Raw genomic sequence first — 25,589 nt, 5'->3', positions numbered from 1 at the left:
GGGCGTGGGGACCGCGGCCTGGTCCCCTGCCCGGCACCGTATCGGGCACCGTGCCGCAGGGCATGCGATCACCATCGCCGGCGTTCCCGCCGGCCCCGCACAGGAGGCGCGATCGTGAGCTACGCCGACCCCCCGGCGCCGACCCCGCTGCAGCCCGGCGAGACCCCGCCGGCGCCGTCGAGCACCGACCTGCTCTCGCCCGGCGGGCAGCCGACGCACTGGGTGTTCAACCCGGAGTACCAGAAGCTCGTGGACCTGTGGTTGCAGGTGGTCCCGCTGCTGGACCAGCTCACCAAGTCCCTCGACAAGCCGTACGAGATGGCGCGCAGCAGGGACGTCTGGGACGCGCCCGTCGCCGGCCGGTACGTCCAGGACATCGCGGAGTGGCGCAGCAGGCTCGGCATGTACCGTCAGGCGGTGCTCACGGCGATCAGCGACCAGGCGGCGGACACGCCGCGCTGGATTCCCGGCAAGACCAGCGCGCCGCACGCGTTCACCTCCTGACGCCCGCCGGTGCCTCCGGGCACCCGCCGGCACCTGTCACGCGGCCGGGCGGCCCGCGGACCGCCGCACCGGCCAGACCGTACGCCTGGAACCGTGACCGCGCCCCCGGCGCCCCCGGTGCCCACAGGGCGCCCCCGGGCGCCCTTCGGGACAGGGCCCGGCGGCCTCTCGCGCGGTGCCGGGGGATGGGCGCGTCCGGAATGGAGGAGATCGGGTCTCTCGTCGTCCGGGCCATTGGGCGGCTGGGTGCGATACCGTCAGTTCTCGAACGGGTAAAGGGGCTGACCGCGGCGCATCCGGCATATCCCCAGGGATAGGGCGATCTGCGTCTTTTGCCCGTCACAACTGAACCGCCTATCCAGGAAACTAGGTCCGTGCGGGAATATCTCCTCTTGGCACTCGTGGCGGCAGCGGTGACGTATCTGCTCGTGCCGCCGGTCCGGGTGTTCGCGCTGCGCATCGGCGCCGCACCCGAGGTGCGGGAGCGGGACGTGCACAAGGTGCCCACCCCGCGACTGGGCGGCCTGGCGATGTTCGGCGGGATGGCGGCGGCGCTGCTGGTGGCGACCAACCTCCCGTACGTCGGAGGCGCGTTCGACAGCGGTCAGACGGGAAACACGGTGCTCGCCCTCCTGGCAGCCGGCGGCCTGATCGTCGTCACCGGCTTCCTGGACGACTGGCTGGGCATGGACGCGCTGGTCAAGTTCGGCGGCCAGGTCGCGGCCGGAGCCGTGCTCGTCAAGTTCGGCATGTATCTCCAGTGGCTCCCACTGCCGCAGTTCATGGGCGGGTCGCAGGCGCTCGACACCACCCTGTACACGATCCTCACGATCATGATCGTGGTCGTCGTGATCAACGCGGTGAACTTCGTCGACGGCCTCGACGGCCTGGCGGCGGGCATCGTCGGGATCGCGGCCGCGGCGACCTTCGCCTACTCGATCGTGCTCCAGCAGACCGCGAGCGGTTCGCGGATCAACGGGACGGCCGCCATCGCGGCGATCCTCATCGGGATGTGCGCCGGTTTCCTGCCGCACAACTTCCACCCCGCCAAGATCTTCATGGGTGACACCGGGGCGATGCTGATCGGCCTGCTGCTGGCCACCTCGATGATCACGATCCTGTCGTCGGTCGAGCCGGACGCGATCGCCGGAAAGATCAACAAGTTCCCGGTGATCCTGCCGCTCGTGCTGCCGATCGCGGTCGTGGTCCTGCCCCTCGCCGACCTGATCATGGCGGTCGTCCGCCGCACGTCGGCAGGGCTGTCGCCGTTCGCCCCCGACCGCGGCCACCTGCACCACCGGATGCTCGACATCGGCCACTCCCACCGGCGCAGCGTCCTGATCATGTACGCGTGGACGTTCCTGTTCGCCTTCACGATCGTCGGCCTGTCGATCGTCGGCGTGGGGGTCGTCGTGTTCCCGCTGACAATCGTGTTCGCGGTGGCGGTGCTGGTCATCATGGGCCTGCCGCGGTGGCGGTCGCGCCGCACCCTGGCGCGCGACCAGAAGGCCGGCGCGCACGCGGCCGCCGCCGCGGCCGCGTCCGGCCCCACCGGCCCCACGGGCCAAATAAGCCCTCCACGCCCCGCCCGCCCCACGACCTCCGAGCACGACACGCTCGTCTACCCCGTCGTCCCCCCGCCGGCTCCGCCCCTGACTCCCGGGCGGCACGCCTCCGGCGCGCTCGGGCAGACCGCTCCCGCCGGCCCGAACCAGGCCGGCCCGAACCAGGGCGGAGCAGGTCAGGCGGCCCCGGGCCAGGCGTCCCCCGTCGTGCCGGGGCAGGCCGCCCCCGGGAGGCTCCCGGCGAACGGCCGGAATCCCTACCCCGGACAGGGCCCCTCGGGCGCCGGAGCCATCCCGCCCACGACCTCCCGTACGGACGCGCAAACCTTCCGCTGAGCCCGGCCCGGCGCGCCCGCACCAGCAGAAACGCCAGGTAAAGGTGGCACTCCGAGGCTTGTGATAGCTTTCACTAGCAAGGGGCCAGGCACACGACGCCCCGGCAGGTAGCAATCGCTCGTTTGACAACCGATCCTGGAGTTCCGATGCAGGCCAACGACGTGCGCGTGCTCAAGGGCGCCGCCGTGCCGACCTTGATCGTCGGTCTCGTCGCCGTCGTCGTCGCGGCGGTCGCGACCGGTGCGCAGGGTGCTCTGGGCGCCGGCATCGGTCTCGTCATCGTCGCCGCCTTCTTCACCGTCGGCCTCGCCGTCGTCTCCTGGGCCGGGCGGGTCTCGCCCATGGCGATGATGACCGCGGCCGTGGTGGGTTACGCCGTCAAGGTCCTCGTGATCATGGCGATCCTGCGCGCTCTCGACGGCGCGACCGCGTTCGACTCCCGGGTGCTCGCGCTGAGCGTCATCGCCTGCACGCTCGCGTGGACCGTCGGTGAGATGCGCGGGTTCATGAAGCTCAAGATGCTCTACGTCGAGCCGGACGCCGAGGTCCCCGGGCGGGGACGCGGATGACCATGCGTACGGGGCAGCCCGATATGACTAGTCCGCATGGCTCCTGCTATCGTCGTGCCCGCGATGAGCGAACAGGAGCGCAGGCCCGAGACCGACGGCCGCGACTTCGCCGACGCCGCCTGGTCGGTCCCGAGCTATCTGCTATCCGGGATCCTGTTGTGGGGCGGCCTCGGCTGGTTGCTGAGCTGGTGGACCGGCGTGCACGCGTTCATCCCCATAGGCGTCATTCTCGGGGTCGGGCTGGCTTCCTACCTCGTCTATCTGAAGTACGGCCGCTGACAGCCGGCCCGCTTCCCACGCTCTTCTGTTGATCCAATCGTTGAAGGGAACGCCCGTGCGCGAGCGTAGCGAACGGACGAACAAGCACATGCTTCGGGCATTGCGCCCCGAGCGGGTAGGCGAGGTGACTAGGTGACCCCCCTCGTTCTCGTCGCCGAGGACGCGTTCACGGCGCCGGGGCCGTCGATCTTCGACTTCCCGCCCCTCTATGAAGGCGCGCCCACGTGGCTGACCAAGCCCGTGCTTTTCGCCATCGTCGGCGCCCTGCTGGTGTCCGCCCTGGCGTGGAGCGCCTTCGCCAACCCGAAGCTCGTCCCCCGGGGCATGCAGAACGTCGGCGAGATGGGCTACCAGTTCGTCCGCGACCAGGTCGCCCGCCCGTTCCTGGGCAAGGACGCCGAGCGGTGGATGCCGCTGCTGCTCAGCCTGTTCTTCCTGATCCTGCTGTGGAACTTCTTCGGCGTCATTCCGCTGATCCAGATCCCGATCGCGTCGCACATCGCGTTCCCGATCGTCTTCGCGGTCACCATCTACATCATCAAGATCTACCTGGGCATCAAGCACCAGGGCTTCGGCGGCTACTTCAAGAACATGATGTTCCCGCCCGGGCTGCCCAAGGCGATCTACGTCCTGCTGGCGCCGATCGAGTTCCTGTCGAACCTGATCATCGCGCCGTTCACGCACGCCGTCCGGCTCTTCGCGAACATGTTCGCCGGTCACCTGATCCTGGCCTTCTTCAGCGCCGTCGGGTTCTGGTTCCTGTTCGAGAAGCTCACCCCGCTCGGCTCGGGCCTCGGCGTCGTGGGTGTCCTCATGACGATCGCGATGACCGGCTTCGAGATGTTCATCCAGTTCCTGCAGGCGTTCCTGTTCACGCTGCTCGCCGCCATGTACATCGGCGGCTCCCTGCACGCGGACCACTGACGGACACCTGAGACCCGCCCCTGACGTAGACCAGACCGGTGAGTGAGGCACTCATCGGCCGACCAGTAAAGGAAGAACAGCAATGAGCGTTCTCGCTGAAGTCTCCGGCAACCTTGGCGCGATCGGTTACGGCCTCGCGGCCATCGGCCCCGGCATCGGCGTGGGCATCATCTTCGGCCAGGGCGTGCAGGCGATCGCCCGCCAGCCCGAGGCGTACGGCCTGATCCGCCAGAACATGCTGCTCGGCTTCGTTCTCACCGAGGCGCTGGCCCTCATCGGCCTCGTCGCCCCGTTCATCTACGGCTGACGTACCCACTCTGAAGGAAGGCTGCACCTATGACTATGGCAGCTACCATCCTTGCGGCTGAGGCGAACAACCCCCTCAAGCCGCACGTTTACGAGCTGGTCGTCGGCAGCTTCGCCTTCCTCGTCGTCTTCCTCGTCGTCGGAAAGATCCTCACCCCGCGCATCCAGAAGACGCTGGCCGAGCGGACCGAGGTGATCGAGGGCGGCATCAAGAAGGCCGAGGACGCCCAGGCCGAAGCCCAGCGCACCCTGGAGCAGTACCGGGCCCAGCTCGCGGAGGCCCGCCAGGAGGCGGCCCGCCTGCGCGAGGAGGCCCGGGAGCAGGGCGCCGCTATCAAGGCCGAGCTTCGCGACGAGGCCCAGGCCGAGGCGCGGCGCATCATCGAGACCGCTCACGCGCAGATCGAGGCCGACCGCCAGCAGGCGCTGACCCAGCTGCGCGGTGAGATCGGGCGCCTGTCCACCGAGCTGGCGAGCCGGATCGTCGGCGAGTCGCTGGAGGACGAGGCCCGCCAGCGCCGCGTCGTCGACCGGTTCCTCGAGGAGCTCGAGGCGCGTCCGGAGGCGGTCCGCTGATGCGCGGCCTCAGCAGGACCGCCCTCGCGGAGGTCGAGGAGCGGTTCAACACCGCCGCCGCGGCGGCCGACCTCGGTGCCCTCGCCGAGGAGCTGTTCGCCGTCGCCGACCTGTTCGACCGTGAGCACGGGCTGCGGCGGGGGCTTTCGGACGCCTCCCGCCCGGCGGGGCAGAAGGAGAGCGTGCTGCGCTCCCTGCTGGCGGGCAAGGTCGGCGACGCCACCGCGGAGATCGCGGCCGCCGCGGTCAGCGCCAGGTGGTCCAGGGCCGGCGACCTGCCGGACGCCCTGGAGCGCGTCGGCGTGATGTCCGCCGCCGCGGAGGCCGAGTCGGAGCGCCGGCTCGACGACGTCGAGGACGAGCTGTTCCGCTTCGGCCGCATCCTCGCCGCCAACCCGCAGCTGCGGCGCGCGCTCAGCGACCCGGCCATCCCGGCCGAGCGCAAGAGCGGCCTGCTCACCACGCTGCTCGGCGGAAAGGCCGCGCCCTCCACCGTACGGCTCGTCACGCAGGCGGTTGTGCACCCGCGAGGACGTAGCCTGGAGACGGCGCTGGAGCAGTTCGGCTGGATCGTCGCGCGGTCGCGCGAGCGCCTCGTCGGCGTGGTCCGCAGCGCGGTCCCGCTCACGCAGCAGCAGAAGCAGCGGCTCGCGGCCTGGCTGCGAGTCACCTACGGGCGAGACGTCCACCTGAACGTCGAGGTGGACCCGAAGGTGCTCGGTGGGTTCTCCGTGAGGGTCGGAGACGACTACATCGACACCACGATCGCCGGACGTATCGAAGAAGTCCGCCGCCGGTTGGCCGGCTGAGGCGAATAGGGAGACAAGAAAGAGATGGCGGAGCTTACGATCCGGCCGGACGAGATCCGGGACGCCCTTGAGCGCTTCGTCCAGGCGTACGAGCCGGAAGGTGCAGCGCGCGAGGAGATCGGGACCGTCGTCGACGCCGGCGACGGCATCGCCCATGTCTCCGGTCTGCCCTCGGCGATGGCGAACGAGCTGCTGGAGTTCGAGAACGGCACCCGCGGCCTGGCGCTGAACCTCGACGTGCGCGAGATCGGCACGGTCGTCCTGGGCGACTTCAGCGGCATCGAGGAGGGCCAGCAGGTCCGGCGGACCGGCGAGGTCCTGTCGGTGCCGGTCGGCGACGACTTCCTCGGCCGGGTGGTCGACCCCCTGGGCAACCCGCTCGACGGCAAGGGCGCGATCCAGGCCGAGGCGCGCCGCGCCCTGGAGCTGCAGGCCCCCTCGGTCGTCCAGCGCCAGCCGGTGAAGGAGCCGCTGCAGACCGGCCTCAAGGCGATCGACGCCATGACGCCGATCGGCCGCGGCCAGCGCCAGCTGATCATCGGCGACCGTGGCACCGGCAAGACCGCGATCGCGGTCGACACCATCCTCAACCAGAAGGAGAACTGGCTCTCCGGCGACCCGAACCGCCAGGTTCGCTGCATCTACGTCGCCGTCGGCCAGAAGGGCTCCACGATCGCCCAGGTCCGCGGGCGTCTGGAGGAGGCGGGCGCGATGGAGTACACCACCATCGTCGCCGCTCCCGCGTCCGACCCGGCGGGCTACAAGTACATCGCCCCGTACACCGGTTCGGCCATCGGCCAGCACTGGATGTACCAGGGCAAGCACGTCCTGATCGTCTTCGACGACCTGACCAAGCAGGCCGACGCCTACCGCGCCGTGTCGCTGCTGCTGCGCCGTCCGCCGGGCCGTGAGGCGTTCCCCGGCGACGTCTTCTACCTCCACTCGCGTCTGCTGGAGCGCTGCGCCAAGCTCTCTGCCGACATGGGCGGCGGCTCGATGACCGGTCTGCCGATCATCGAGACCAAGGGCAACGACGTGTCGGCGTTCATCCCGACCAACGTCATCTCCATCACCGACGGCCAGTGCTTCCTGGAGACCGACCTGTTCAACGCCGGTGTCCGCCCGGCGATCAACGTCGGTGTCTCGGTCTCCCGAGTCGGCGGCTCCGCCCAGGTCAAGGCCATGCGCAAGGTGGCCGGCACGCTCCGTCTGTCGCTGTCGCAGTACCGCGACCTGGAGGCCTTCGCGGCCTTCGCCTCCGACCTGGACGCGGCCTCCCGCGCCCAGCTGGAGCGTGGCGCCCGCCTGGTCGAGCTGCTGAAGCAGCCGCAGTACAGCCCGTTCCCGGTCGAGAAGCAGGTCGTCTCGGTCTGGGCCGGCACCACCGGCGAGCTGGACGACGTGCCGATCGAGGACATCCGCCGCTTCGAGGCCGAGTTCCTCGACTACCTCGGGTCCGCCCAGAAGGGTGTCTTCGACAGCATCCGGGAGACCCGGGAGCTGGCGGACGACACGGTGACCGCTCTCAAGGACGCCATCACGGAGTTCAAGAAGGGCTTCACCACCTCCAGCGGCGAGCTGCTCGTCAGGGACGAGCCGGTGGAGGCGCTGGACGCCAGCCAGGTCGGCCAGGAGAAGGTCGTCAGGCACGTCCGCAAGGCCGAGGCGAAGTAACCCATGGGTGCCCAGCTTCGACAGCTGCGGCGGCGGATCAGGTCGGTCAAGTCCACCGCGAAGATCACCCGCGCGCAGGAGCTGATCGCCTCGTCGCGCATCGTCAAGGCGCAGCAGCGGATGCAGGCCGCCGTGCCGTACGAGCGGGAGATCACGCACGCGGTGTCGGCGGTCCTGACGCACACCGCGGGCGTCGACCACCCGCTCACGGTGGCCAAGGAGCAGCCCGCCAGCGCGGGCGTCCTGATCGTCACCAGCGACCGCGGCTTCGCGGGCGGCTACAACGCCAACATCCTCCGTGAGGCCGAGGCGCTGAAGGGCCACCTGACCGGACGCGGCCTGACCGTGAAGCCGTACGTCGTGGGCCGCAAGGGCCTCACCTGGCACCGTTTCCGCAGCCGGGAGATGTTCGGCGAGTGGGACGGCTTCTCCGACAACCCGTCGTACGCCAACGCCAAGGAGATCGCCGACGCGCTCATCCAGTCGTTCAAGGTGGAGGACGGGATCGACGAGATCCACGTCGTCTACACCGGGTTCGTCTCGATGCTGACGCAGAACGTGATCGTCAAGCGGATCCTGCCGCTCGAGGTCGAGGAGACGGAGACGCCCTCGGAGGGCATCCCGCCGTACTACGAGTTCGAGCCGACGGCCGGTGATGTGCTCGACACGCTGCTGCCGCGGTACATCGAGTCGCGTATCTACAACGCGCTGCTCCAGTCGGCCGCGTCCGAGCACGCCGCCCGGCGCCGTGCGATGAAGTCGGCCACCGACAACGCCAACGAACTCATCCGCGTGTTCACCCAGCAGATGAACCAGGCGCGCCAGGCCGAGATCACCCAGGAAATCAGCGAGATCGTCGGTGGCGCGAACGCGCTGGCTGACGCCGCAGCGGGGAAAGAGTGAAATGACCGCACAGACTGTTGAGACCACCGTGGGCCGTGTCGCCCGCGTCACCGGTCCGGTCGTCGACGTGGAGTTCCCCGTCGAGGCCATGCCGGACATCTACAACGCCCTCACCGTCGACGTCGCTCTCGCCGGCGAGACCAAGACCCTGACGCTGGAGGTCGCCCAGCACCTCGGCGACAACATCGTCCGGGCCATCTCCATGCAGCCCACCGACGGTCTGGTCCGCGGCGCGGCCGTCACCGACACGGGCGTCGCGATCTCGGTGCCGGTCGGCGACTCCGTCAAGGGCCACGTGTGGAACGCCCTCGGCGAGCCGCTCGACGCGGACAAGGCCACCATCCAGATCAGCGAGCGGTGGCCGATCCACCGTCCGGCCCCGGCCTTCGACCAGCTCGAGGCCCGTACGGAGATGCTGCCCACCGGCATCAAGGTCATCGACCTGCTCACGCCGTACGTGAAGGGCGGCAAGATCGGTCTGTTCGGCGGCGCGGGCGTCGGCAAGACCGTTCTGATCCAGGAGATGATCCGCCGCGTCGCGCTGAAGTTCTCGGGCACCTCGGTGTTCGCGGGCGTCGGCGAGCGCACCCGTGAGGGCAACGACCTGTGGCTGGAGATGGAGGAGGCGGACGTCCTCAAGGACACCGCCCTCGTCTTCGGCCAGATGGACGAGCCCCCGGGCACCCGTCTGCGGGTGGCGCTGTCGGCTCTGACCATGGCGGAGTACTTCCGCGACGTGCAGAAGCAGGACGTGCTGCTGTTCATCGACAACATCTTCCGCTTCACCCAGGCGGGCTCGGAGGTCTCCACGCTGCTCGGCCGTATGCCGTCCGCCGTGGGTTACCAGCCGACCCTCGCCGACGAGATGGGCGTGCTCCAGGAGCGCATCACCTCCACCCGCGGTCACTCGATCACCTCCATGCAGGCGATCTACGTGCCCGCGGACGACATCACCGACCCGGCCCCGCACAACGCGTTCGCGCACCTCGACGCGCAGACCGTTCTGTCCCGGCCGATCTCGGAGAAGGGCATCTACCCCGCGGTGGACCCGCTCGACTCCTCCTCGCGGATCCTCGACCCGCAGATCATCGGTGACGAGCACTACGCGGTCGCCCAGGAGACCAAGCGGATCCTGCAGAAGTACAAGGAACTGCAGGACATCATCGCCATCCTGGGCATCGACGAACTCTCCGAAGAGGACAGGGTCACCGTTCAGCGGGCGCGCCGCATCGAGCGGTTCCTGTCCCACCCGATGTACGCCGCCGAGGCGTTCACCGGCCAGCCGGGCGAGTTCGTCCCGCTGGACGAGACCATCGCCTCCTTCAAGGGGCTGTGCGCCGGCGAGTACGACCACCTGCCCGAGCAGGCCTTCTTCATGGTCGGTGGCATCGAGCAGGCCATCGCCAAGGCTAAGGAACTCGAGCGCTAGGACACCTTCGGCGCCTGCACGGCCCGGCTTCCGCCGGGCCGTGCAGGCGTCCGTCGAAAGGGAGCTGAGAAGTGGCAAAGCTTCGCGTGGGCGTCGTCTCGCCGGAACGTGAGCTCTGGACGGGCGAGGCCGACATGGTCATTGCCAAGACCGTGGACGGCGAGATCGGTATTATGCCGGAACACGCTCCTGTGCTCGGTGTCCTCGTCGAGGGCGGGGTGCTGCGCGTCAAGCGTGACGGCGGCGCCGACCTCGTCGCGGCGGTGCACGGCGGGTTCATCTCCGTCGCCAACAACGACGTGTCGATCCTGGCGGAGAAGGCCGAGCTCGGCTCCGAGGTCGACGTCGCACGGGCCAAGGACGCGTTGCAGCGTGCGCAGGCCTCGATCGAGGCCGACCAGGAGGACGCGGACGCGCGGCACAAGGCCAGGCGCGCGGCTGCCCGGCTGCGGGCCGCCGGCGAAGAGGTCTGATACGGCAGAGGAGGCGGCAGTGGCGGCGCTTGAGGTTCTCACGGGCGTTGTCGCCGTGCTCGCACTCCTCGTCCTCCGGGGCTTCGTCCTGGCCCGGGCCCGGGGCACGATCGTGTGCCGGGTACGCGACCGCCGGGGAGGCTGGAAAAGCGGGGTCGCCCGCTACGTAGGGGGAGAACTGCACTGGATCCCGTTCCTGGGACTCGGCCTGAGGCCGCGCCACGCGATCGCGAGGCGCGGCCTCACGGTTTCCAGCCGGAGGATGCTCGGCTCGGGGGAGGGGCCCGCCGGCTACTGGACCGTCGTCTGCTCGGCGGACCGCTCGGCGGCGAGCGCCACCCGGCCCGTCATGGCCGGCCCGCTGTGCCTGGCGATGAGCGAGGACGCCCTGACCGGCTTCCTCGCCTGGCTCGAATCCGCCCCGCCCAGCGCCCACCTCGACGCCGCTTAGAATTGCCGCGCCCCTCGATTGCTCTCAGCGGGTGGCGCCGGGCTTCCAGAGGACGTCGTCGCCGGCGGAGGCCACCCGGCACAGGATGAACATCAGGTCCGACAGGCGGTTCAGATACTTGGCCGTCAGGGGATTGACGTCGTCGTGCGCCTCCAGCGCCGCCCAGGCCATCCGCTCGGCCCGGCGGACGACCGTGCGGGCGAGGTGGAGGAAGGCCGTGGCGGGGGCCCCGCCGGGCAGGATGAAACTGCGCAGCGGCTTGAGGGTCGCGTTGAAGCGGTCGCACTGCTCTTCGAGCCAGGCGATGTAGGACTCCTCCACCCGCAGCGGGACGTACTCCATCCCCGCGGGATCGTCCGCGACGGGATTGCACAGGTCCGCGCCCACGTCGAACAACTCGTTCTGCACCCTGCCCAGCACCGCCACCACGTCCTGCGGCAGGCCGCCGGTGGACAGGGCGACCCCGATCGCCGCGTTGGCCTCCTCGACGTCGGCGTACGCGGCCAGGCGGGCATCGGTCTTGCGGGTGCGGCTCATGTCGCCGAGGGAGGTCGTGCCGTCGTCCCCCGTACGGGTGTAGATCTTGGACAGTACGACCGGACTGTCGTTGTCGGCTCGGGTCATGCCGCTCAGCGTAGCCGCCGTCCGCCGACTCAGTAAGCGGAGGCCGTCTGGGTTCCGTCCGCCGCGAAGGTGCGGCGGAAGATGAACACGCAGGCCTCCACGAGTTCGTCGGTGGGCGGGGTGGGGTCGCTCAGCACCCACTCGATCAGCAACTCGGTGATCGCGCCGATCAGCCCGAGCGCCAGCAGGTGGAGGTCAAGGGGAGGCGTGCGGCCCGCGCCGAGCTCTCGATGATTTTGGTGAAGGCGGCCACGGCCTGCTGCCGGGCCCCGCTCAAGACGTTGCCGGCTCGCCGTACCTCCAGGTGCATCACCCGGGCGCGCCGCGTGTCCGCGGTGACGAAGCGGACATACTCGGCGATACCCGCGACGATGCGGTCGTCGAGTGTGGGCGGGGCCTTCTCGATGGCCTCGCCCACCGAGGCCAGAGTCTCCTCGATGCACCGGTCATAAACCGCCCGCATCAGGTCCTCGCGGCTGGAGAAGCATTCGTAGAAGGCGCGGTTGGAGATACGCGCGGTCGCGCAGAGCCGCTCGATGGTGGTGGAGTGGAAGCCGGGGTGAGCGAACAAGGAGTAGGCGGCTGTTATGAGCCGTTCCCGCCTGTCTGCCAGCCTTTCGGCAGCCGACATCCCCCGATAGTCCCGTCCCGCCACTCTTCACCTCGCGCTCTCATAGTCCCCCAGAACTCCCCATTATGAACGCAAGATCCTTTTAGTGGAAGTGCTGGGAATTAGCTGATTTAGGAACATGCTAAACCGGCCGAATGGCTTGACATAAGCATCAATCATCACGACTATTAGCAATAGGTGTGAACCGGTACAGATGCAATTGCATCTGCGATTTCGGGCCGCGCGGGGGCGAGGCGGTCGTCAGCACGGCGGCGAACGGCGGCCGAGGCCCGCCGCGTACCGCGCGGGGATGCGTTCCGAGACCGGGCCCTTCGCACGCCCTTCACCCCTCCTACCTGGGCCGACCAGGCCCGGGGCGAGCCGGGGTGTGCGCGCGGAGGATCCTGGCACCGGTCTCCCCGGTTCGCTGGAAAGAGTCTAGGGAGGCTCTAGAAAGAGTCTAGAAAAGCGTGGGGTTCTCCGGCTCGATGCCGCGCAGGCCGTCGTAGTCGAGCGTGACGCAGTCGATGCCGCGGTCGGCGGCGAGCACGCGCGCCTGCGGCTTGATCTCCTGGGCGGCGAAGATTCCCTTCACGGGCGCCAGGCGCGGGTCGCGGTTGAGCAGTTCGAGATAGCGGGTGAGCTGCTCCACGCCGTCGATGTCGCCGCGCCGCTTGATCTCCACCGCCACAGCACCGCCGAGATGGTCGCGGCAGAGGATGTCCACCGGCCCGATGGCGGTCATGTACTCCCGGCGCACCAGCGTCCAGCCGTCCCCGAGCGTGGTGATGTGCTCGGCCAGCAGCTCCTGCAGGTGCGCCTCGACGCCGTCCTTGCGCAGCCCCGGATCGACGCCGAGCTCGTGGCTGGAGTCGTGCAGGACCTCCTCGATGGTCAGCACCAGCTTCTCGCCGGTCTTGCCGTGCACCACCGACCAGGTGAGGACGCCGTCGATCGTCTCCTCGCGGACCTTGCAGGGCGGGTTCATCCAGTTGAGTGGCTTGAACGCCCGGTCGTCGGCGTGGATGGACACGCTGCCGTCCGCCTTCATCAGGATGAGCCGGGGCGCCATGGGAAGGTGAGCCGTCAGCCGTCCCACGTAATCGACGCTGCACCGCGCGATGACCAGCCGCATGAGCGTCAACCCTATCGGGCTTCCGGAGAGCCGGAGCCGTTCTGCGGCACTGTCCGCCGGCGCGCGACGTGTTCGCGTGACCGCCCCGCCGCCGGGCTTGACCGGTGTGACGAGCATCCCGGCGTACGAAGGTGAACCGGTGCTGGAAGAATGGTGCGGGATCTCCCGTTCCGCCTGACATGAACTCCCCGGAAGGACGTCCGTCGTGAGCCCCCGCCGTGCCCGCCGCCGCGGCCCGTTCGAACGCCCGGACGGCCGTGCGGCACGCCCGGTCGGCGCCTCGGTCTCGGGTGTGGACCGCGTGGAGAGCGCGCCGGACGGGGAATGGGTCGTGCGCAACGTCTCCGGGGCCACCCAGGGCAAGGCGTACCGGTGCCCGGGCTGCGAGCAGGAGATCACGCCGGGGCTCCCGCACGTGGTGAGCTGGCCGGCGTGGTCCGGGGGAGAGGACGAGCGGCGGCACTGGCACACCGCGTGCTGGCGCAACCGGGTCAACCGGGGCCCGGGCCGCAGCCGCTACTGACACGACGTATACGAGGTGGGAATGGACATCAGGGCCTCCACGGTGCTGCCTGCCCGGCGCGAGGACATCGAGCTGCACACGGCGGACGGGCTGACCCTCGTCGGCGAGCTGGCGCTGCCCGAGACCGGGCCGCCCGCCGCCACGCTGGTCTGCCTGCACCCCCTGCCCACCCACGGCGGCATGATGGACAGCCACGTGCTGCGCAAGGCGTCGTACCGGCTGCCCGCGCTCGCCGGCATCGCCGTGCTGCGCTTCAACACGCGCGGCACGACCTCCGACCGGGGCACCTCGCAGGGGGCGTTCGACGAGGGCGAGGGGGAGCGGTGGGACGTGGCCGCCGCCCTGGAGTACGCCGACTTCCACGACCTGCCGAACCCGTGGCTGCTCGGCTGGTCGTTCGGCACCGAGCTCGCGTTGCGGTGGGGCCGCGACCCGCTCGTACGGGGCGCGATCCTGCTGTCGCCGCCGCTGAAGCGGGCCGGGGACGAGGACGTCGCCGCCTGGGGCGAGTTCGGCCGCCCGCTGGTGGCCCTGGTTCCCGAGCTGGACGACTACCTGCGCCCAGAGGAGGCCGCACGGCGGTTCGCCGCGGCGCCGCAGGCCGAGGTCATCGGCGTCGAGGGGGCCAAGCACCTGTGGGTCGGCGAGCCGTACGTGCGCGTCGTGCTCGACGAGGTCGTCAAGCGCCTGAACCCCGCCGCCGCGCCCCTGCCCACCACCGTGTGACCCGCCGCCCGCGCGTGCGCCGCGGCGTGTGGTCGCGCCAGGTCGCGAATCGGTGACGAAGGGCGGCCGGAGGTGTGCCGCGCGTTACCGTGAGCTGATGCAGCTCTACTCGCGATCCGCAGGAAGCGGCCTGCCTGTCGTCCTGCTCCACGCGTTTCCGCTGTCCTCGGCGATGTGGCTCGCCCAGCGGGAGGGACTCGCGCCCTTCTGCCGCGTGATCACTCCTGACCTGCGCGGCTTCGGCGGCACGCTCCTCGGCGACGACGAGCCCTCGGTCGACGCGATGGCCGACGACGTCGTGCGGCTGCTCGACGAGGAGGGCGTCGACCGCGCGGTGGTCGGCGGCCAGTCGATGGGCGGCTACGTGACCATGGCGCTGTGCCGCCGCCATCCCGAGCGGGTGCTCGGGGTGATCCTCGCCGACACCAAGGCGCAGGCCGACCCGGAGCCGGTGCGGGCCAACCGGGAGCGGATCGCCGAAGCCGTCCTGGCGGGCGACACCGGCGTCCTGCTCGACGGGCTGCCCACGCTGGTCGGCGCGACCACCAGGGAGCGCAGGGGAATGGTCCTCGGGAGGGTCCGCGGGCTCATGCAGGCGGCGCCCCCCGCGGCGGTCGCCTGGGCCCAGCGGGCGATGGGAGCCCGGCCCGACGCGTTCGGCACGCTCCGGTCCCTGACGGTGCCCGCGCTGGTGGTCGTGGGCGACGAGGACGAGATCTCGCCGCTCGCGGACGCGCGGGCGATGGCGGAGGCCGTCCCTGAGGCGCGGCTCGCCGTCATCGAGAAGGCGGGCCACCTGTCCGCCATCGAGCAGCCCGAGGCGTTCAACCGCGTCGTCGCCGAGTTCGTCAAATCCCTCGCGCCCTGATCGCCGTCCGCCCCGGTGAGAGCCCGGCCCGCGCGTGACTCCCATCGCGTGACGCCCTGGTGACGCGGAGCGGGGCCCGGCGATGATCGCCGGGCCCCGCTCCTAGCCGTCACTGTCGCCCGGCCGTCGCACGGCCTCGGCGGACTCCCCGAATGTGCCGGTGATCTACTCCTGCCACCACTCCGAGTCGTCGTCGCTCTTGGTCGAGCTGATCGGCTCCGCCGGCGCGGCGGACACGACCGGCTTGTCCGCGATGGGTGGAGCGGCCGACAGGGCGGGCTTCGCCGGGGCCGCGGTGACCGGGGCCGGCTCCGCCTCCATGCCCGGCAGCGGGGCGCCGCCGAGCAGCTGACGGAGCTGGGCGAGGTGGCTGGTGATGCTGTCGCGCTGGCGGGTGAGCTCGTCCACCTGGCGCTGCATCGCCGTACGGGTGCGCTCGGCCTCGTTCTTGGCGTCGGTCACTATCGTGTCGGCGCTGGTCTTGGCCTCCGCCACGAGCTGGTCGGCGTTCTTGCGCGCGTTGGCCAGCAGCTGCTTGGCGTGGGTGTCGGCCTCGCGGCGGGTCTGCTCGGCCTGCTGCGTGGCCTTGGCGGCCCGCTGCTCGGCGGTGGCGGCGCGCTGCTCGGCCTCGGCGACCAGCTTCTGGGTGTTGGCCTGGGCTGTGGCGTGCCGCTCGGCCTCCTGGCGCTCGGCGTCCTCGCGCCGGGCGGCGAGCTGGATCTCGAACTCCGCCTCGTCCTGGGCCCGCTTGGCCTCCGACTCCTCGAGGATCCGCTGCGCCTGCGCCCGCATCTCGTCCGCCTGGCGCTTGGCCGTGGTGAGCACCTCGTCGCGCTCGCGCTTGGTCGACGCCCGCAGCTGGGCGACCTCGCGCTCGGTCGTGGTGCGCAGCTTGGCGATCTCCCGCTCGGCGTCGGCCCGCTTCTCGGCGACCTCGTGGTCGGCGGTGGCGCGGATCTTCGCGACCTCGCGCTCGGTCGTCGCGGTCAGCTCGTCGGACTCGCGCCGCGCGGTGGAGCGGATCTCCTCGGCGTCGCGGTCGGCGGTGCTGCGCATCTCCTCGGCCTCGCGAGTGGCCAGCGCCCGCTTCTCCGCCGCCTCGTTCTCCGCCGCCGCCCGCAGGTCTGCGGCGTCCACCTTGGCGGCGGCGCGGATCTCGTTCGCCTCCGACCTGGCCGCCTGCACCAGCTCGGTGGCCTGCTCCTCCGCCAGCCGCAGCAGCTGCTCGATGCGGGCGCCGAGACCCGAGTAGGTGGGGCGCTCCTGCTCCTGGAGCTGGCGCTGGGAGTCGGAGAGCTCCCGCTGAAGCCCGCTGACCTGCTCCTTGGCCTGACGCAGTTCGGTGTCGAGCGTCTTCAGGTGGTCGTGGACCTGGTGCCGGTCATAACCCCGGAGCACCACGTCGAATTCGCGGGAAGGGGCATCCTCGAAGAAGTTGTTGAGCTGGGCGTCGATGTCGGACTGCATGAGGCTCGATCCTGGTTGTCGAGACGGCTACAGGGGCCGGACGGGGGGGTCGGTTCCGAGGCGAGGAGCCGGCATTGGCATCCACGTCCGGTGATGAACGCCAGCGTACTCCGGTACTGCCGCGTTGGCGGCCCCCTCCGACTTTCTGCGCGACTTGTTACGTATGAACGTTTCTTGCGTTTACTTAACGCTTGGACGACTCGACAAGCTCGGTGAGAACCCCTCCCACGTCCTTGGGATGCAGAAACGCGATCGAAGCTCCCATCGAGCCGTGCCTGGGCCGCTCGTCGACCAGGCGTACGCCCTTCGCTCCTATTTCCTCCAGGGCTTTGGTGACGTCCGCCACGCCGTACCCGATATGATGCACGCCCTCGCCCCGCTTGGCGAGGAACTTGCCCACGGCTGTGTCGGGGTGCAGCGGTTCGAGGAGCTGGACGTACGACGCGCCCTGGTCGCCGTCGGCGACGTGCAGCATCGCCTCCCGGACGCCCTGCTCCTCGTTCACCTCCCGGCTGACGACGGTCAGCCCGAAGACCGACTCGTAGAACTCGATCTTCTCTTCGAGGTTGTGGCAGGCCACGCCCACGTGGTCGATTCGCAGGAGCATCGCAGGTCCCTTCGCCGCGCCCGCATCCGGGCGACCCAACTACTCCTGGGTATGGTGACACCGTTGCCCTGATCTCGCAGTGGAGGGTCTCGAAATGTCTGGTTCCGTCATCGTCGCCGGAGCACGCACGCCCATCGGACGCCTACTCGGCTCACTGTCCGGCCTGTCGGCCGTCGAGCTGGGCGGAATCGCGATAAAAGCGGCGCTGGAGCGAGCGGGCGTCTCCCCGGACCAGGTCCAGTACGTGATCATGGGTCAGGTGCTCCAGGCGGGCTCCGGGCAGCTCCCCTCCCGCCAGGCCGCGGTGAAGGCCGGAATCCCCATGACCGTGCCCTCCCTCACCATCAACAAGGTCTGCCTCTCCGGGCTGGACGCGATCGCGCTGGCCGACCAGCTCATCCGTGCGGGCGAGTTCGACGTCGTGGTCGCGGGCGGCATGGAGTCGATGACGAACGCCCCGCACCTGCTGCCCGGCCTGCGCAAGGGCGTGAAGTACGGCGGCGCCGGGATCCTGGACTCGACGGCGTACGACGGCCTGACCGACGCGTTCGACCAGGTCGCGATGGGGGAGTCCACCGAGCGCCACAACGCGAGGCTCGGCCTGACCCGCGAGGAGCAGGACGCCTTCTCCGCGCGCTCGCACCAGCGCGCCGCCGAGGCCACCGAGAAGGGCCTGTTCGACGATGAGATCGTCCCGGTGACGCTGCCGCAGCGGAAGGGGGAGCCGGTCCTGTTCTCGGCCGACGAGGGCATCCGCGGGGACACCACGGCGGAGTCCCTGGCGAAGCTGCGGCCGGCGTTCACCGAGGACGGCACGATCACGGCCGGGTCCGCCTCGCAGATCTCCGACGGCGCCGTCGCCGTCGTCGTGATGTCGCGAGCCAAGGCCGAGGAGCTGGGCCTCGAGTGGCTGGCCGAGATCGGCGCGCACGGCAATGTGGCCGGGCCGGACAACTCGCTCCAGTCGCAGCCCGCCAACGCGATCGGCCAGGCGCTGGCCAAGCAGGGGATCGGCGTGGACGACCTCGACCTGCTGGAGATCAACGAGGCGTTCGCCCAGGTCGTGCTGCAGTCGGTGAAGGAGCTCGGCGTCCCGCTCGACAAGGTCAACGTCAACGGCGGCGGCATCGCGCTCGGCCACCCGATCGGCGCGTCCGGCGCCCGCATCGTGCTGACCCTGGCCCACGAGCTGCGCAGGCGCGGCGGCGGCCTCGGCGCGGCCGGGCTGTGCGGCGGCGGCGGCCAGGGCGACGCGCTGATCATCCGGGTGCCCGCGCCCGGGGCCTGACCGGGGAACGGAGCGAACGTGGACGTCCGGGAGCTGGCCGCCCAGGTGCGGCTGGGACGGCCGAGGGCGGTGGCCCGGCTGATCTCGCTCGTCGAGAACGCCGCGGAGAACATCGCGGAGTACTCCACAGGGAACGCCGCTGGGAACGCCGCGCGTGCCGGTGGTGAAGGCGAAGCGGAGCCGCAGGGAGCGAACCGTGTCCTGCGCGAGGTCATGGCCGACCTCGCCACCGGCGCGGCCCGGCCGTACACCGCCCGGGTGATCGGCCTGACCGGCGCCCCCGGCGTCGGCAAGTCGACCTCCACCGGCATGCTCATCCGGGCGTTCCGCAGACGGGGCAGCAGGGTGGGGGTGCTGGCGGTCGATCCGTCCAGCCCGTTCACCGGCGGCGCGCTGCTCGGCGACCGCGTGCGGATGCAGGAGCACGCGACCGATCCGGAGGTCTTCATCCGCAGCATGTCCAGCCGGGGCCACCTGGGCGGGCTCGCGTGGGCCACGCCGCAGGCGCTGCGGGTGCTGGAGGCCGCCGGCTGCGACGTGATCCTCGTCGAGACGGTCGGCGTCGGCCAGGCCGAGGTGGACGTCGCCCGGCTGGCGGACACCACCGTCGTCATTCTCGCCCCCGGCATGGGTGACGGCGTGCAGGCCGCGAAGGCGGGCATCCTGGAGGTCGCCGACGTGCTGGTCGTGAACAAGGCCGACCGGGACGGCGTCCAGGCGACGGTGCGCGAGCTGCGGAACATGACGGGGCTCGCCGAGCCGCCGTGGCGTCCCCCGATCGTCACGACGGTCGCGTCCAGAGCAGAGGGCGCCGACGATCTGACGGCCGCGCTCGACAAGCACCAGGCGTACCTGGACGAGTCGGGTGAGGGGCGCAGGCGGCGGCTGGCCCGCGCCCGCGACGAGATCGAGGCCATCGCGCTCGCCAGGCTCCGCTCCCGCTTCGCCGGGCTGCACGGCGACCGCCTGGACGCGCTGGCCGCGCGGCTGCTCGACGCGGGGACCGACCCCTACACCGCCGCCGACGACCTCCTCGCCGCGCTGCGCTGACAGGCGGGCCGTACGGGTCAGGGCTCGCCGGTGTACTTGATCGTGACGGTGGTGAAGCCGAGCGACTTCAGCATGCCCTCCAGCATGGCCTTGGTGTTCTGGTCGGCCCTGGAGCGCAGGTCGCTGGCGGCGGCGGCGTCACCGATCTTGCGTTCGGCCAGGACGTACAGCTCCTGCTGGTTCTGCGGCGACGACGACAGCAGGTCGGAGATGCGGTCGAAGATGCCCCGCTCCTGCGCGAACACGTACGACCGCTTGTTGTCGAGGTTCGGCTTCTCCAGTTCCGCGTGCGGCAGCCGTACGGTCACCGCCTTGCGGTCGGGGGAGACCGTGAGCGCGTCCTTCGGCAGGCCCGAGAACTCCACGTACGCGTCGACGCTGCCGGCTCCGACGAACAGCGTCCGGCTGCCCTTGATGGCGTCGGGGAGGAACTTCGCGTCCTTCTCCAGGTCGACGATGACCTGGAACTCGCCGGTCGCGGCCTCGAAGCGGCTCAGGTTCTGCACCGACCGCAGCAGAGCGGGCCCGCTCCTGTCGATGGTCTGGTCGCCCAGCGGGTCGATCCAGGACCAGGTCAGGCGGGCGCCGACGACCAGCAGGACGATTACGAGGAGCAGACCGGCGAGCACCCGCCAGCCGCGCCCCCGGCGGCGAACGGGTGTCCCGGCGCCCGTCGTGGCGTCGGTCGCGGCGTCTGCCCCGGGGCCGGTGTCGGCCGGCGCGAAGGAGGGACGTGTCTGTCGGTCCACGGGTGGAATCTTCCCGGTATTTCGGCGATCTCACGCCCGGCAAGATCGATTCCTCTTTTCACCGGTCTTCGGCTCTCCGAAACCCCGTCTTCGGCCCGCCCCAACCAGAACGAGCCGCCTGACCGTGCGGCGGTCAGGCGGCTTCGTCCAGGAGCCAGGCCGGACCCGGGCCGGACCCGGCCTGACTCAGGAGGGTGCGAGGAGGGCGGCGGGCACGTCCGTCACCTGGGGAGCGTCCTGGCCGGTGTCGTGACTGCCGGTGTCGCGGCTGCCTGTGTCACGGGTGCCGGTGCCGGTGCCGCCGCGGCCGGAGTCGTCGCCCGTGCGCCGGTCGTCACGGCCGGGGCCGGGGACGTGTTCCACCACGCCGCGTCGCTCGGCGTGCCCTGGAGCGCGGCCCGGCGCGTCGCCCGTTCCGTGTCCACCTGCTCCCTGCCCATTTGCTCCCTGCCCATTTGCTCCCTGACCGTCGGTTCCGCGTCCGCCGGTCCCGCCGACGTCGGTTCGCCGCCCGCCGGGACCCCTCTCGTTCCGTATTCCGTCGTGCGTCCGGCCCTGCCGCCCGGAGGCGGTGTCCCCGGGGAGGCCTGGTTGTGCGCCTTCGGCGGCGGAGCCTCCGTTCCAGGGGCCGGGCCGCAGGCGGGGAGATCCGGCGGTGCCGGGCGGAGGGCCTTCACCGGGGCCGGCGGGCTCGCCGGGCGGCACTTGCCCGCCGGAACCGCCGGCGCCGGCGGCATCGGCGGCACCGCCCGGACCCGCCGAACCGGCACCGCCCTGGCCGGCGCCGTCCGCGGGGCCCGCACCGACCGGGCCTGTGCCTGAGGCTCCGGGTTCACCGGTGGGGACGGGCGCGCCGGCGGACGGCGTCGCCCCGGGGTGCCCGGCCGGATCCGCCGGGGTGGGATTGACGGGATAAGGAGTCACCGCGGGGTTCACGGGCCGGGTACCCCCACCGAAGTGCCTGGCCTGCAGGCCGCAGGAGACGAAGTCGGAGTAGAACAGCCGCAGCCAGTCGTGCCGCTGGGCGTCGGTCAGTTCCGAGAACCACAGGGCGGCGGCGTGCTGCTCTGGAATCGCTCCGGGAGGCAGCGGATCGTTGCGCAGCCAGGCGACGACGATCGCCCGGTAGCCCTCCGCGGCCACCCCGGAGCAGGGGCGGGCCAGCCCGTCGAGGAACTCGGTGGCGGCCCGCTGGGCGTACCCTGCGCCGAGATCGCCCAGGTGGACGACCACGACCCCCGGAGCCACCGGCCCGCCCTCGCCGGGCGCGCGCTGCTCGACCCGTTTGAAGGCGGCCGGGGTCCCGGCCAGCCGCGCCGCGAGCATCGTGAACATGCCCGCGAGGTCGGTCAGCCCCGCGCGCAGCGCCGGACGCACGCACACGGTGATGGGCCACTCCTGGCAGGCGTAGCGCTCGCTCGCCAGCGTGGTCCGCGGCTCGCTCACCAGCCGGGCCGCGCCCGTCCCCGCCGCCAGGACGGCGATCGCCGCGGCGGCCAGCGCCAGCGTCCGTCCGGTCACCAGGGCGACCCACCCGAGGAACAGCGCGGCGCTGAGCCCCACCAGCCAGAGCGCCTGGTCCGCGTAGGAGGTCGCGCCGACCGTGAGCAGCTCGTACGGCTGCCGGGCGGCGGGGATGAGCCGGCCGGCCCAGTTGGGCCCGGTCGCCAGCAGGGTGAAGACGCCGTACGTGCCCGCTCCCGCGAGCAGCGGGACGACGGTGACCGGCAGGAGCCAGCCCAGTATCCAGCCGACCATCACGTACAACCCCAGGCCCGCGACGGACATGGCGAGGCCGCCGGGCAGCAGCGCGCCGCCCTGCCCGGTCAGCGCGGCGCGCAGGCCGAGCAGCAGGACGGTCGCCCCGAAGGACCCGGTCACGACCGCGATGATCGACAACGGCGCCCTGGCGGCCCGCCAGGGCGTCAGGACACGGCCGTGCTCGGCGCGGCGCCTGCGCAGCGCCACCCACGCCGCGAACGCGGCGCCGACCGGCCCTGTCAGCCGCAGCGAGCCGATGACGGCCGCCACTATCTCGTCCCAGTCCATGAAACCGGGAATCAGGACGCTCCACGCGGCGACGAGCCCGAGCACGAGCAGCACGGTCCCCGCGACCAGCGCGCCGTGTTTCAGCTCTCCGCGTGAACCGCCCCTGTGCTCACCCACAGCCGGGCGCGGCCACCGGCCACGCCGTCGAAGTCCGGCGCGCATGCGGCGCCGGGACAGCAGTGCTGCCCATTGAGAATCTCCCCCGTGTCTGCGTGAGCGGTGTGCGAACCCGCGCCGTTCCCCGTGGCGCTGGTCCTCCGGCCGGCCTCGCCTCGCCTGCTCCGTGCGGGTGTCCCCGGATCCCGTCGTCCGCCGCGGCCGGCCGACAGCCGGCCGCTTCCCCTGCGGCGAGATCCTGTGACACCCGGTAGCAGACGGGGTTCCCCGTGCCGCCGGGTTTGCCGCCGCCTCACCTTTCGACGATGGCAACCATAACGGAGCGTGACCCTGCCGGGGGGAGTTCTGGGGTCAAGGACTCGATCCGGTTACGCTGGGTGCCCCGGACGATCATGGCCGGAGCCGCGCTACCGTATATCGCTGTGTCCGTTCCGCCCAGCTCAGAGCCACCGTCCGTGACCGGTCCCCGGCCGCTCAAGCTCCCGTTCGACCCGATCGAGCGGGCCGCCGAGACCTGGCGCGCGACCTTCGGGCCGTCGTCCGCCATGGCCGCCGTGACTTCGATCATGAGAGCCCATCAGATCCTGCTGGCGCAACTGGACACGCTGCTCAAGCCGTACGACCTGACCTTCGCCAGGTACGAGGCGCTCGTGCTGCTGACGTTCAGCCGGTCGGGAGCGCTGCCGTTGTCGAAGATCGGCGAGCGGCTGATGGTGCATCCCACGAGCGTCACCAACACGGTCGACCGGCTTGAGCGCGCCGGGCTGGTGCGGCGCATGCGCAACCCGCGCGACGGCCGCGGGGTGCTCGCCGAGATCACCGGCGAGGGCCGGGACCTCGTACGGCGGGCCACGGACGACCTGATGAACGCCGGTTTCTGCCTGGGCATGTACGACGACGCCGAACTGGGCGAGATGTTCGGCCTGCTCCGGACGCTCCGGGTCGCCGCGGGCGACTTCAGTCCCTGACCGCGGCCCCTGGCCGGGCCCCCCGGCGTGAGCGGGCCCCGGCCGCTGTCGCGCGGCCGGGGCCCGAAGGTGGAGCGGCGGCGCGCCCGCGCGTCACAGGTGCGCCACCGCTCCGCGGTAGTCAGCGGCCGACGGCGTGGAGGGCGTCGACGATGCCCTTGCCGTAGAAGCCGTTGCTGCCCGCGGTGCCCTCGCAGACGTGCGTGGCGGTCACCGTGGTGCCGCTCGGCAGGTTGCGGGTGTAGGTGAAGGCGGGCGGGCTCGGGCAGGCCGTCCTGGTCGCCGTGCCCTTGAGGATCGCCTCGACCCTGTCCGGGTCCAGGGTCAGGCCGCCGTGGGCCCGGTCATGCCGGCCGTACCGGCTGACGATCAGCGCCGCGACGCCGGCCGCGCGCGGCGAGGCCATCGAGGTGCCCTGCAGGTACTGGTAGTAGGCGCAGGTCGAGCCCTTGCAGTCCTTCACCACGTAGTCGACGGTGGGGTCGCCGTTCGCGTCGATCTCGCCGTTGGCCACGGCGAGCGCCTTGGGGTACGCGGACAGGGTGGCCTTGCTGACGTCCCGCGTGTTGCCGGGGGTGTCGTAGACGTCGCCGCCGGGCGAGGCCACGTCGATGTAGCCGTTGCCGTAGCTGGAGTAGTAGGCCTTTCGCTTGCTGATGCCGGTGGAGGACACCGAGATCACGTGCTCGGCCTCGGCCGGCAGCGAGACGCAGGACGCGGGGATGGTCCGGGTCCTGGCCGCCTGACCCGGGAAGCTGGCGTAGTCGGGGCTGACCGCGTCGACGTTGGTCTTGGTGTAGTCGATCGCCTCGTTGCCGGCCGCGGCGACCAGCGTCACCCCGTGCGCGTGCGCGTAGTCGATCGCCCGCTGGGTGGCGGCGATGTAGAGCCGCTGCTGCGCCTGCTCCTCGGGGCTGTCGGCAGGGTTGTCGGCGCAGTTGAACAGCCACGGGTCGATGTAGTAGCTCATGTTGACCACGTCGACGCCGATGTCGCCCGCGTACGTGAGGGCGTCGACGGTCGGCTGGAGGAAGAAGTAGCCCGAGTCCTGGCCGGCCCGCAGGTTCACGATCGTCACCTTGGGCGCGACGCCCGAGATGCCCAGCTTGTTGATGGGGGAGGCGATCGACGAGGCGACGTGGGTGCCGTGGCCGTCCTCGTCCACGTCGTTCGGGTCGGTGCAGGACCCGTCGGGGTCGTCCTCGCACTTCCCGTCGATGTTGTCGCCGTTGGCGTCCGCGGGCAGGTCGACGGTGAAGTTCCGGCTCAGCCGCCGGTCGAAGTTGGGCGCGATGTCGGGGTGCGAGCCGTCGACGCCGGTGTCGAGGATGCCGACGAGGACGCGCTTGTCACCCTGCTCGTACTTGTGCGCCTCGTCCGCGTGGATCTGCTTCATGTCCCACTGCAGGTCGGCGAGCGGCTCGTCCTTGACGTTGCGCCCCCACTTGGGACCCTTGCCGCCCCGGCCCTCCCTCTCGACGCCCCGGTTCCTGGCCGCCCGCGAGGGGGCCTTCCGCGCGGCGGACGCCTTGGCGTCGTCGGGCGCGCTGCCGATCACCCGGTTGGGCGCGACGCCCTCGATGGCCGCCGCCCCGGCGAGGGCGTTGGCGAAGCCGGCGTTCGTGCTGCTGACCGTGGCCACGCCGACCTCGGTGTTCACCTTCACCACGGTGCCGCCCGCGGCCTCGATCGCCTTTTGGGCGTCCGCCGCGGACGTGCCTTCCTTGTACAACACCACGTATTCGGTCTGCGTCGCCGATCCGGCGGCCGTCGGTGCGGCCTGCGCGGGTACGGCGAGGGTTGCCGCCACCATCGCCGCGGTCGCGGCGACGACTGTCAAGCGGTTCACATCCACCTCCGTGTGGACCTTCAAGGGCGGTGACCATATTTGGAGATTTCCGCGCGCTGTCAAAGACCTGTTGGATTTCGCGACCAACGTGTGACGTGACCTTGGTGGAACCGGGGAGTCGGACGATGGTGGCCGAGATTACTAGGACGTCCTAGTATTCG

27 protein-coding genes and 1 pseudogene are annotated in these 25,589 nt (G+C 70.9%); 19 read left to right on the top strand and 9 right to left on the bottom strand.

Features of this window, described 5'->3' with window-relative positions; all coding sequences use genetic code 11:
* Window positions 1-114: 114 nt before the first annotated feature.
* The 13 genes and pseudogenes from F5972_RS33170 to F5972_RS33110 all read left to right on the top strand — a co-directional run bounded on the left by F5972_RS33170 (window position 115) and on the right by F5972_RS33110 (window position 10,798).
* On the top strand, window positions 115-504 hold the full coding sequence (locus tag F5972_RS33170; protein ID WP_150939452.1) for a hypothetical protein: 390 nt from the start codon (window positions 115-117) through the stop codon (window positions 502-504).
* Between the two features lie 374 nt (window positions 505-878).
* A pseudogene (locus F5972_RS33165) lies at window positions 879-2,021 on the top strand (MraY family glycosyltransferase); the annotation flags it as partial.
* A gap of 530 nt (window positions 2,022-2,551) precedes the next feature.
* A complete protein-coding gene (locus F5972_RS33160; RefSeq protein WP_150939450.1) occupies window positions 2,552-2,974 on the top strand; it encodes a hypothetical protein in 423 nt (140 codons plus the stop codon).
* Window positions 2,975-3,037: 63 nt separating this feature from the next.
* Window positions 3,038-3,253, top strand: coding sequence for a hypothetical protein (locus F5972_RS33155; RefSeq protein WP_225312113.1), 216 nt, complete (start codon window positions 3,038-3,040; stop codon window positions 3,251-3,253).
* Between the two features lie 132 nt (window positions 3,254-3,385).
* Window positions 3,386-4,177 (top strand): F0F1 ATP synthase subunit A, encoded by a 792-nt coding sequence (gene atpB, locus F5972_RS33150; protein ID WP_150939448.1) that lies wholly within the window; start codon window positions 3,386-3,388, stop codon window positions 4,175-4,177.
* Between the two features lie 82 nt (window positions 4,178-4,259).
* A complete protein-coding gene (gene atpE / locus F5972_RS33145; protein ID WP_150939446.1) occupies window positions 4,260-4,484 on the top strand; it encodes an ATP synthase F0 subunit C in 225 nt (74 codons plus the stop codon).
* 29 nt (window positions 4,485-4,513) lie between these two features.
* On the top strand, window positions 4,514-5,059 hold the full coding sequence (locus F5972_RS33140) for a F0F1 ATP synthase subunit B (RefSeq protein ID WP_191910434.1): 546 nt from the start codon (window positions 4,514-4,516) through the stop codon (window positions 5,057-5,059).
* Window positions 5,059-5,868, top strand: coding sequence for a F0F1 ATP synthase subunit delta (locus tag F5972_RS33135; protein ID WP_150939444.1), 810 nt, complete (start codon window positions 5,059-5,061; stop codon window positions 5,866-5,868). The genes F5972_RS33140 and F5972_RS33135 overlap by 1 nt, the downstream gene beginning before the upstream one ends.
* A gap of 24 nt (window positions 5,869-5,892) precedes the next feature.
* Window positions 5,893-7,542, top strand: a complete 1,650-nt coding sequence (gene atpA, locus F5972_RS33130) for a F0F1 ATP synthase subunit alpha (protein WP_150939441.1) — start codon at window positions 5,893-5,895, stop codon at window positions 7,540-7,542.
* A gap of 3 nt (window positions 7,543-7,545) precedes the next feature.
* The gene (locus F5972_RS33125) at window positions 7,546-8,445 is read left to right on the top strand and encodes a F0F1 ATP synthase subunit gamma (protein ID WP_150939439.1); all 900 of its coding nucleotides are present in this window, start codon (window positions 7,546-7,548) and stop codon (window positions 8,443-8,445) included.
* A gap of 1 nt (window position 8,446) precedes the next feature.
* Window positions 8,447-9,874, top strand: coding sequence for a F0F1 ATP synthase subunit beta (gene atpD, locus F5972_RS33120; RefSeq protein ID WP_150939437.1), 1,428 nt, complete (start codon window positions 8,447-8,449; stop codon window positions 9,872-9,874).
* Between the two features lie 71 nt (window positions 9,875-9,945).
* Window positions 9,946-10,347 (top strand): F0F1 ATP synthase subunit epsilon, encoded by a 402-nt coding sequence (locus tag F5972_RS33115; protein ID WP_150939435.1) that lies wholly within the window; start codon window positions 9,946-9,948, stop codon window positions 10,345-10,347.
* 19 nt (window positions 10,348-10,366) lie between these two features.
* A complete protein-coding gene (locus tag F5972_RS33110) occupies window positions 10,367-10,798 on the top strand; it encodes a DUF2550 family protein (RefSeq protein ID WP_150939432.1) in 432 nt (143 codons plus the stop codon).
* Between the two features lie 24 nt (window positions 10,799-10,822).
* Here the strand turns inward: F5972_RS33110 and F5972_RS33105 are convergent, their stop codons facing one another.
* The 4 genes from F5972_RS33105 to nucS all read right to left on the bottom strand — a co-directional run bounded on the left by F5972_RS33105 (window position 10,823) and on the right by nucS (window position 13,167).
* Complete coding sequence (locus F5972_RS33105) at window positions 10,823-11,422, bottom strand: cob(I)yrinic acid a,c-diamide adenosyltransferase (protein ID WP_150939430.1); 600 nt, start codon at window positions 11,420-11,422, stop codon at window positions 10,823-10,825.
* A gap of 29 nt (window positions 11,423-11,451) precedes the next feature.
* Entirely contained in the window at window positions 11,452-11,574 is a 123-nt protein-coding gene (locus tag F5972_RS39075; RefSeq protein WP_263641881.1) for a hypothetical protein, read from the bottom strand.
* Between the two features lie 17 nt (window positions 11,575-11,591).
* Entirely contained in the window at window positions 11,592-12,053 is a 462-nt protein-coding gene (locus F5972_RS33100; protein WP_225312112.1) for a TetR/AcrR family transcriptional regulator, read from the bottom strand.
* A 439-nt stretch (window positions 12,054-12,492) separates the two neighbouring features.
* Window positions 12,493-13,167 (bottom strand): endonuclease NucS, encoded by a 675-nt coding sequence (gene nucS / locus F5972_RS33095; RefSeq protein ID WP_150939429.1) that lies wholly within the window; start codon window positions 13,165-13,167, stop codon window positions 12,493-12,495.
* Between the two features lie 205 nt (window positions 13,168-13,372).
* On the opposite strand from nucS, the gene F5972_RS33090 reads away from it, so the two are divergent.
* From F5972_RS33090 to F5972_RS33080, 3 genes are all read left to right on the top strand, one after another.
* Window positions 13,373-13,690: an ATP/GTP-binding protein gene (locus tag F5972_RS33090; RefSeq protein WP_191910433.1), complete on the top strand. Its 318-nt coding sequence runs from the start codon at window positions 13,373-13,375 to the stop codon at window positions 13,688-13,690.
* 21 nt (window positions 13,691-13,711) lie between these two features.
* Window positions 13,712-14,416, top strand: a complete 705-nt coding sequence (locus F5972_RS33085; protein WP_150939427.1) for an alpha/beta hydrolase — start codon at window positions 13,712-13,714, stop codon at window positions 14,414-14,416.
* Between the two features lie 97 nt (window positions 14,417-14,513).
* A complete protein-coding gene (locus F5972_RS33080) occupies window positions 14,514-15,284 on the top strand; it encodes an alpha/beta fold hydrolase (protein WP_150939425.1) in 771 nt (256 codons plus the stop codon).
* 165 nt (window positions 15,285-15,449) lie between these two features.
* Here the strand turns inward: F5972_RS33080 and F5972_RS33075 are convergent, their stop codons facing one another.
* Together F5972_RS33075 and mce are read right to left on the bottom strand one after the other, a co-directional pair.
* Window positions 15,450-16,751 (bottom strand): DivIVA domain-containing protein, encoded by a 1,302-nt coding sequence (locus tag F5972_RS33075; protein WP_150939424.1) that lies wholly within the window; start codon window positions 16,749-16,751, stop codon window positions 15,450-15,452.
* 184 nt (window positions 16,752-16,935) lie between these two features.
* Window positions 16,936-17,358: a methylmalonyl-CoA epimerase gene (gene mce, locus F5972_RS33070; protein WP_150939422.1), complete on the bottom strand. Its 423-nt coding sequence runs from the start codon at window positions 17,356-17,358 to the stop codon at window positions 16,936-16,938.
* Between the two features lie 94 nt (window positions 17,359-17,452).
* Here mce and F5972_RS33065 point away from each other — a divergent pair, with 94 nt between their 5' ends.
* Window positions 17,453-18,646 (top strand): acetyl-CoA C-acetyltransferase, encoded by a 1,194-nt coding sequence (locus F5972_RS33065; protein ID WP_150939420.1) that lies wholly within the window; start codon window positions 17,453-17,455, stop codon window positions 18,644-18,646.
* A gap of 18 nt (window positions 18,647-18,664) precedes the next feature.
* Window positions 18,665-19,696, top strand: a complete 1,032-nt coding sequence (meaB, locus tag F5972_RS33060; protein ID WP_150939418.1) for a methylmalonyl Co-A mutase-associated GTPase MeaB — start codon at window positions 18,665-18,667, stop codon at window positions 19,694-19,696.
* A 17-nt stretch (window positions 19,697-19,713) separates the two neighbouring features.
* On the opposite strand, the gene F5972_RS33055 is transcribed toward meaB, so the two are convergent.
* Together F5972_RS33055 and F5972_RS33050 are read right to left on the bottom strand one after the other, a co-directional pair.
* Window positions 19,714-20,445 (bottom strand): DUF4230 domain-containing protein, encoded by a 732-nt coding sequence (locus F5972_RS33055; protein ID WP_225312111.1) that lies wholly within the window; start codon window positions 20,443-20,445, stop codon window positions 19,714-19,716.
* Window positions 20,446-20,631: 186 nt separating this feature from the next.
* Entirely contained in the window at window positions 20,632-22,611 is a 1,980-nt protein-coding gene (locus F5972_RS33050) for a hypothetical protein (RefSeq protein ID WP_150939416.1), read from the bottom strand.
* 455 nt (window positions 22,612-23,066) lie between these two features.
* On the opposite strand from F5972_RS33050, the gene F5972_RS33045 reads away from it, so the two are divergent.
* Window positions 23,067-23,579: a MarR family transcriptional regulator gene (locus F5972_RS33045; protein ID WP_225312110.1), complete on the top strand. Its 513-nt coding sequence runs from the start codon at window positions 23,067-23,069 to the stop codon at window positions 23,577-23,579.
* A 121-nt stretch (window positions 23,580-23,700) separates the two neighbouring features.
* Here the strand turns inward: F5972_RS33045 and F5972_RS33040 are convergent, their stop codons facing one another.
* Window positions 23,701-25,428, bottom strand: coding sequence for a S8 family serine peptidase (locus F5972_RS33040; RefSeq protein WP_225312109.1), 1,728 nt, complete (start codon window positions 25,426-25,428; stop codon window positions 23,701-23,703).
* Window positions 25,429-25,589: the final 161 nt, after the last annotated feature.

The sequence above is a fragment of the Microbispora cellulosiformans genome (assembly GCF_008728085.1).
GTDB lineage: Bacteria > Actinomycetota > Actinomycetes > Streptosporangiales > Streptosporangiaceae > Microbispora > Microbispora amethystogenes.
This window is presented reverse-complemented; position numbering and strand designations above follow the sequence as displayed.

Bases quoted from the DNA above. Each gene is read 5' to 3' on its own strand.
- F5972_RS33160 (WP_150939450.1), top strand. From the start codon at position 2,552: ATGCAGGCCAACGACGTGCGCGTGCTCAAGGGCGCCGCCGTGCCGACC.
- F5972_RS33155 (WP_225312113.1), top strand. From the start codon at position 3,038: ATGAGCGAACAGGAGCGCAGGCCCGAGACCGACGGCCGCGACTTCGCC.
- atpE (WP_150939446.1), top strand. From the start codon at position 4,260: ATGAGCGTTCTCGCTGAAGTCTCCGGCAACCTTGGCGCGATCGGTTAC.
- F5972_RS33140 (WP_191910434.1), top strand. From the start codon at position 4,514: ATGACTATGGCAGCTACCATCCTTGCGGCTGAGGCGAACAACCCCCTC.
- F5972_RS33135 (WP_150939444.1), top strand. From the start codon at position 5,059: ATGCGCGGCCTCAGCAGGACCGCCCTCGCGGAGGTCGAGGAGCGGTTC.
- atpA (WP_150939441.1), top strand. From the start codon at position 5,893: ATGGCGGAGCTTACGATCCGGCCGGACGAGATCCGGGACGCCCTTGAG.
- F5972_RS33125 (WP_150939439.1), top strand. From the start codon at position 7,546: ATGGGTGCCCAGCTTCGACAGCTGCGGCGGCGGATCAGGTCGGTCAAG.
- atpD (WP_150939437.1), top strand. From the start codon at position 8,447: ATGACCGCACAGACTGTTGAGACCACCGTGGGCCGTGTCGCCCGCGTC.
- F5972_RS33105 (WP_150939430.1), bottom strand. From the start codon at position 11,422: ATGACCCGAGCCGACAACGACAGTCCGGTCGTACTGTCCAAGATCTAC.
- F5972_RS33100 (WP_225312112.1), bottom strand. From the start codon at position 12,053: ATGTCGGCTGCCGAAAGGCTGGCAGACAGGCGGGAACGGCTCATAACA.
- nucS (WP_150939429.1), bottom strand. From the start codon at position 13,167: ATGCGGCTGGTCATCGCGCGGTGCAGCGTCGATTACGTGGGACGGCTG.
- F5972_RS33085 (WP_150939427.1), top strand. From the start codon at position 13,712: ATGGACATCAGGGCCTCCACGGTGCTGCCTGCCCGGCGCGAGGACATC.
- F5972_RS33080 (WP_150939425.1), top strand. From the start codon at position 14,514: ATGCAGCTCTACTCGCGATCCGCAGGAAGCGGCCTGCCTGTCGTCCTG.
- F5972_RS33075 (WP_150939424.1), bottom strand. From the start codon at position 16,751: ATGCAGTCCGACATCGACGCCCAGCTCAACAACTTCTTCGAGGATGCC.
- mce (WP_150939422.1), bottom strand. From the start codon at position 17,358: ATGCTCCTGCGAATCGACCACGTGGGCGTGGCCTGCCACAACCTCGAA.
- F5972_RS33065 (WP_150939420.1), top strand. From the start codon at position 17,453: ATGTCTGGTTCCGTCATCGTCGCCGGAGCACGCACGCCCATCGGACGC.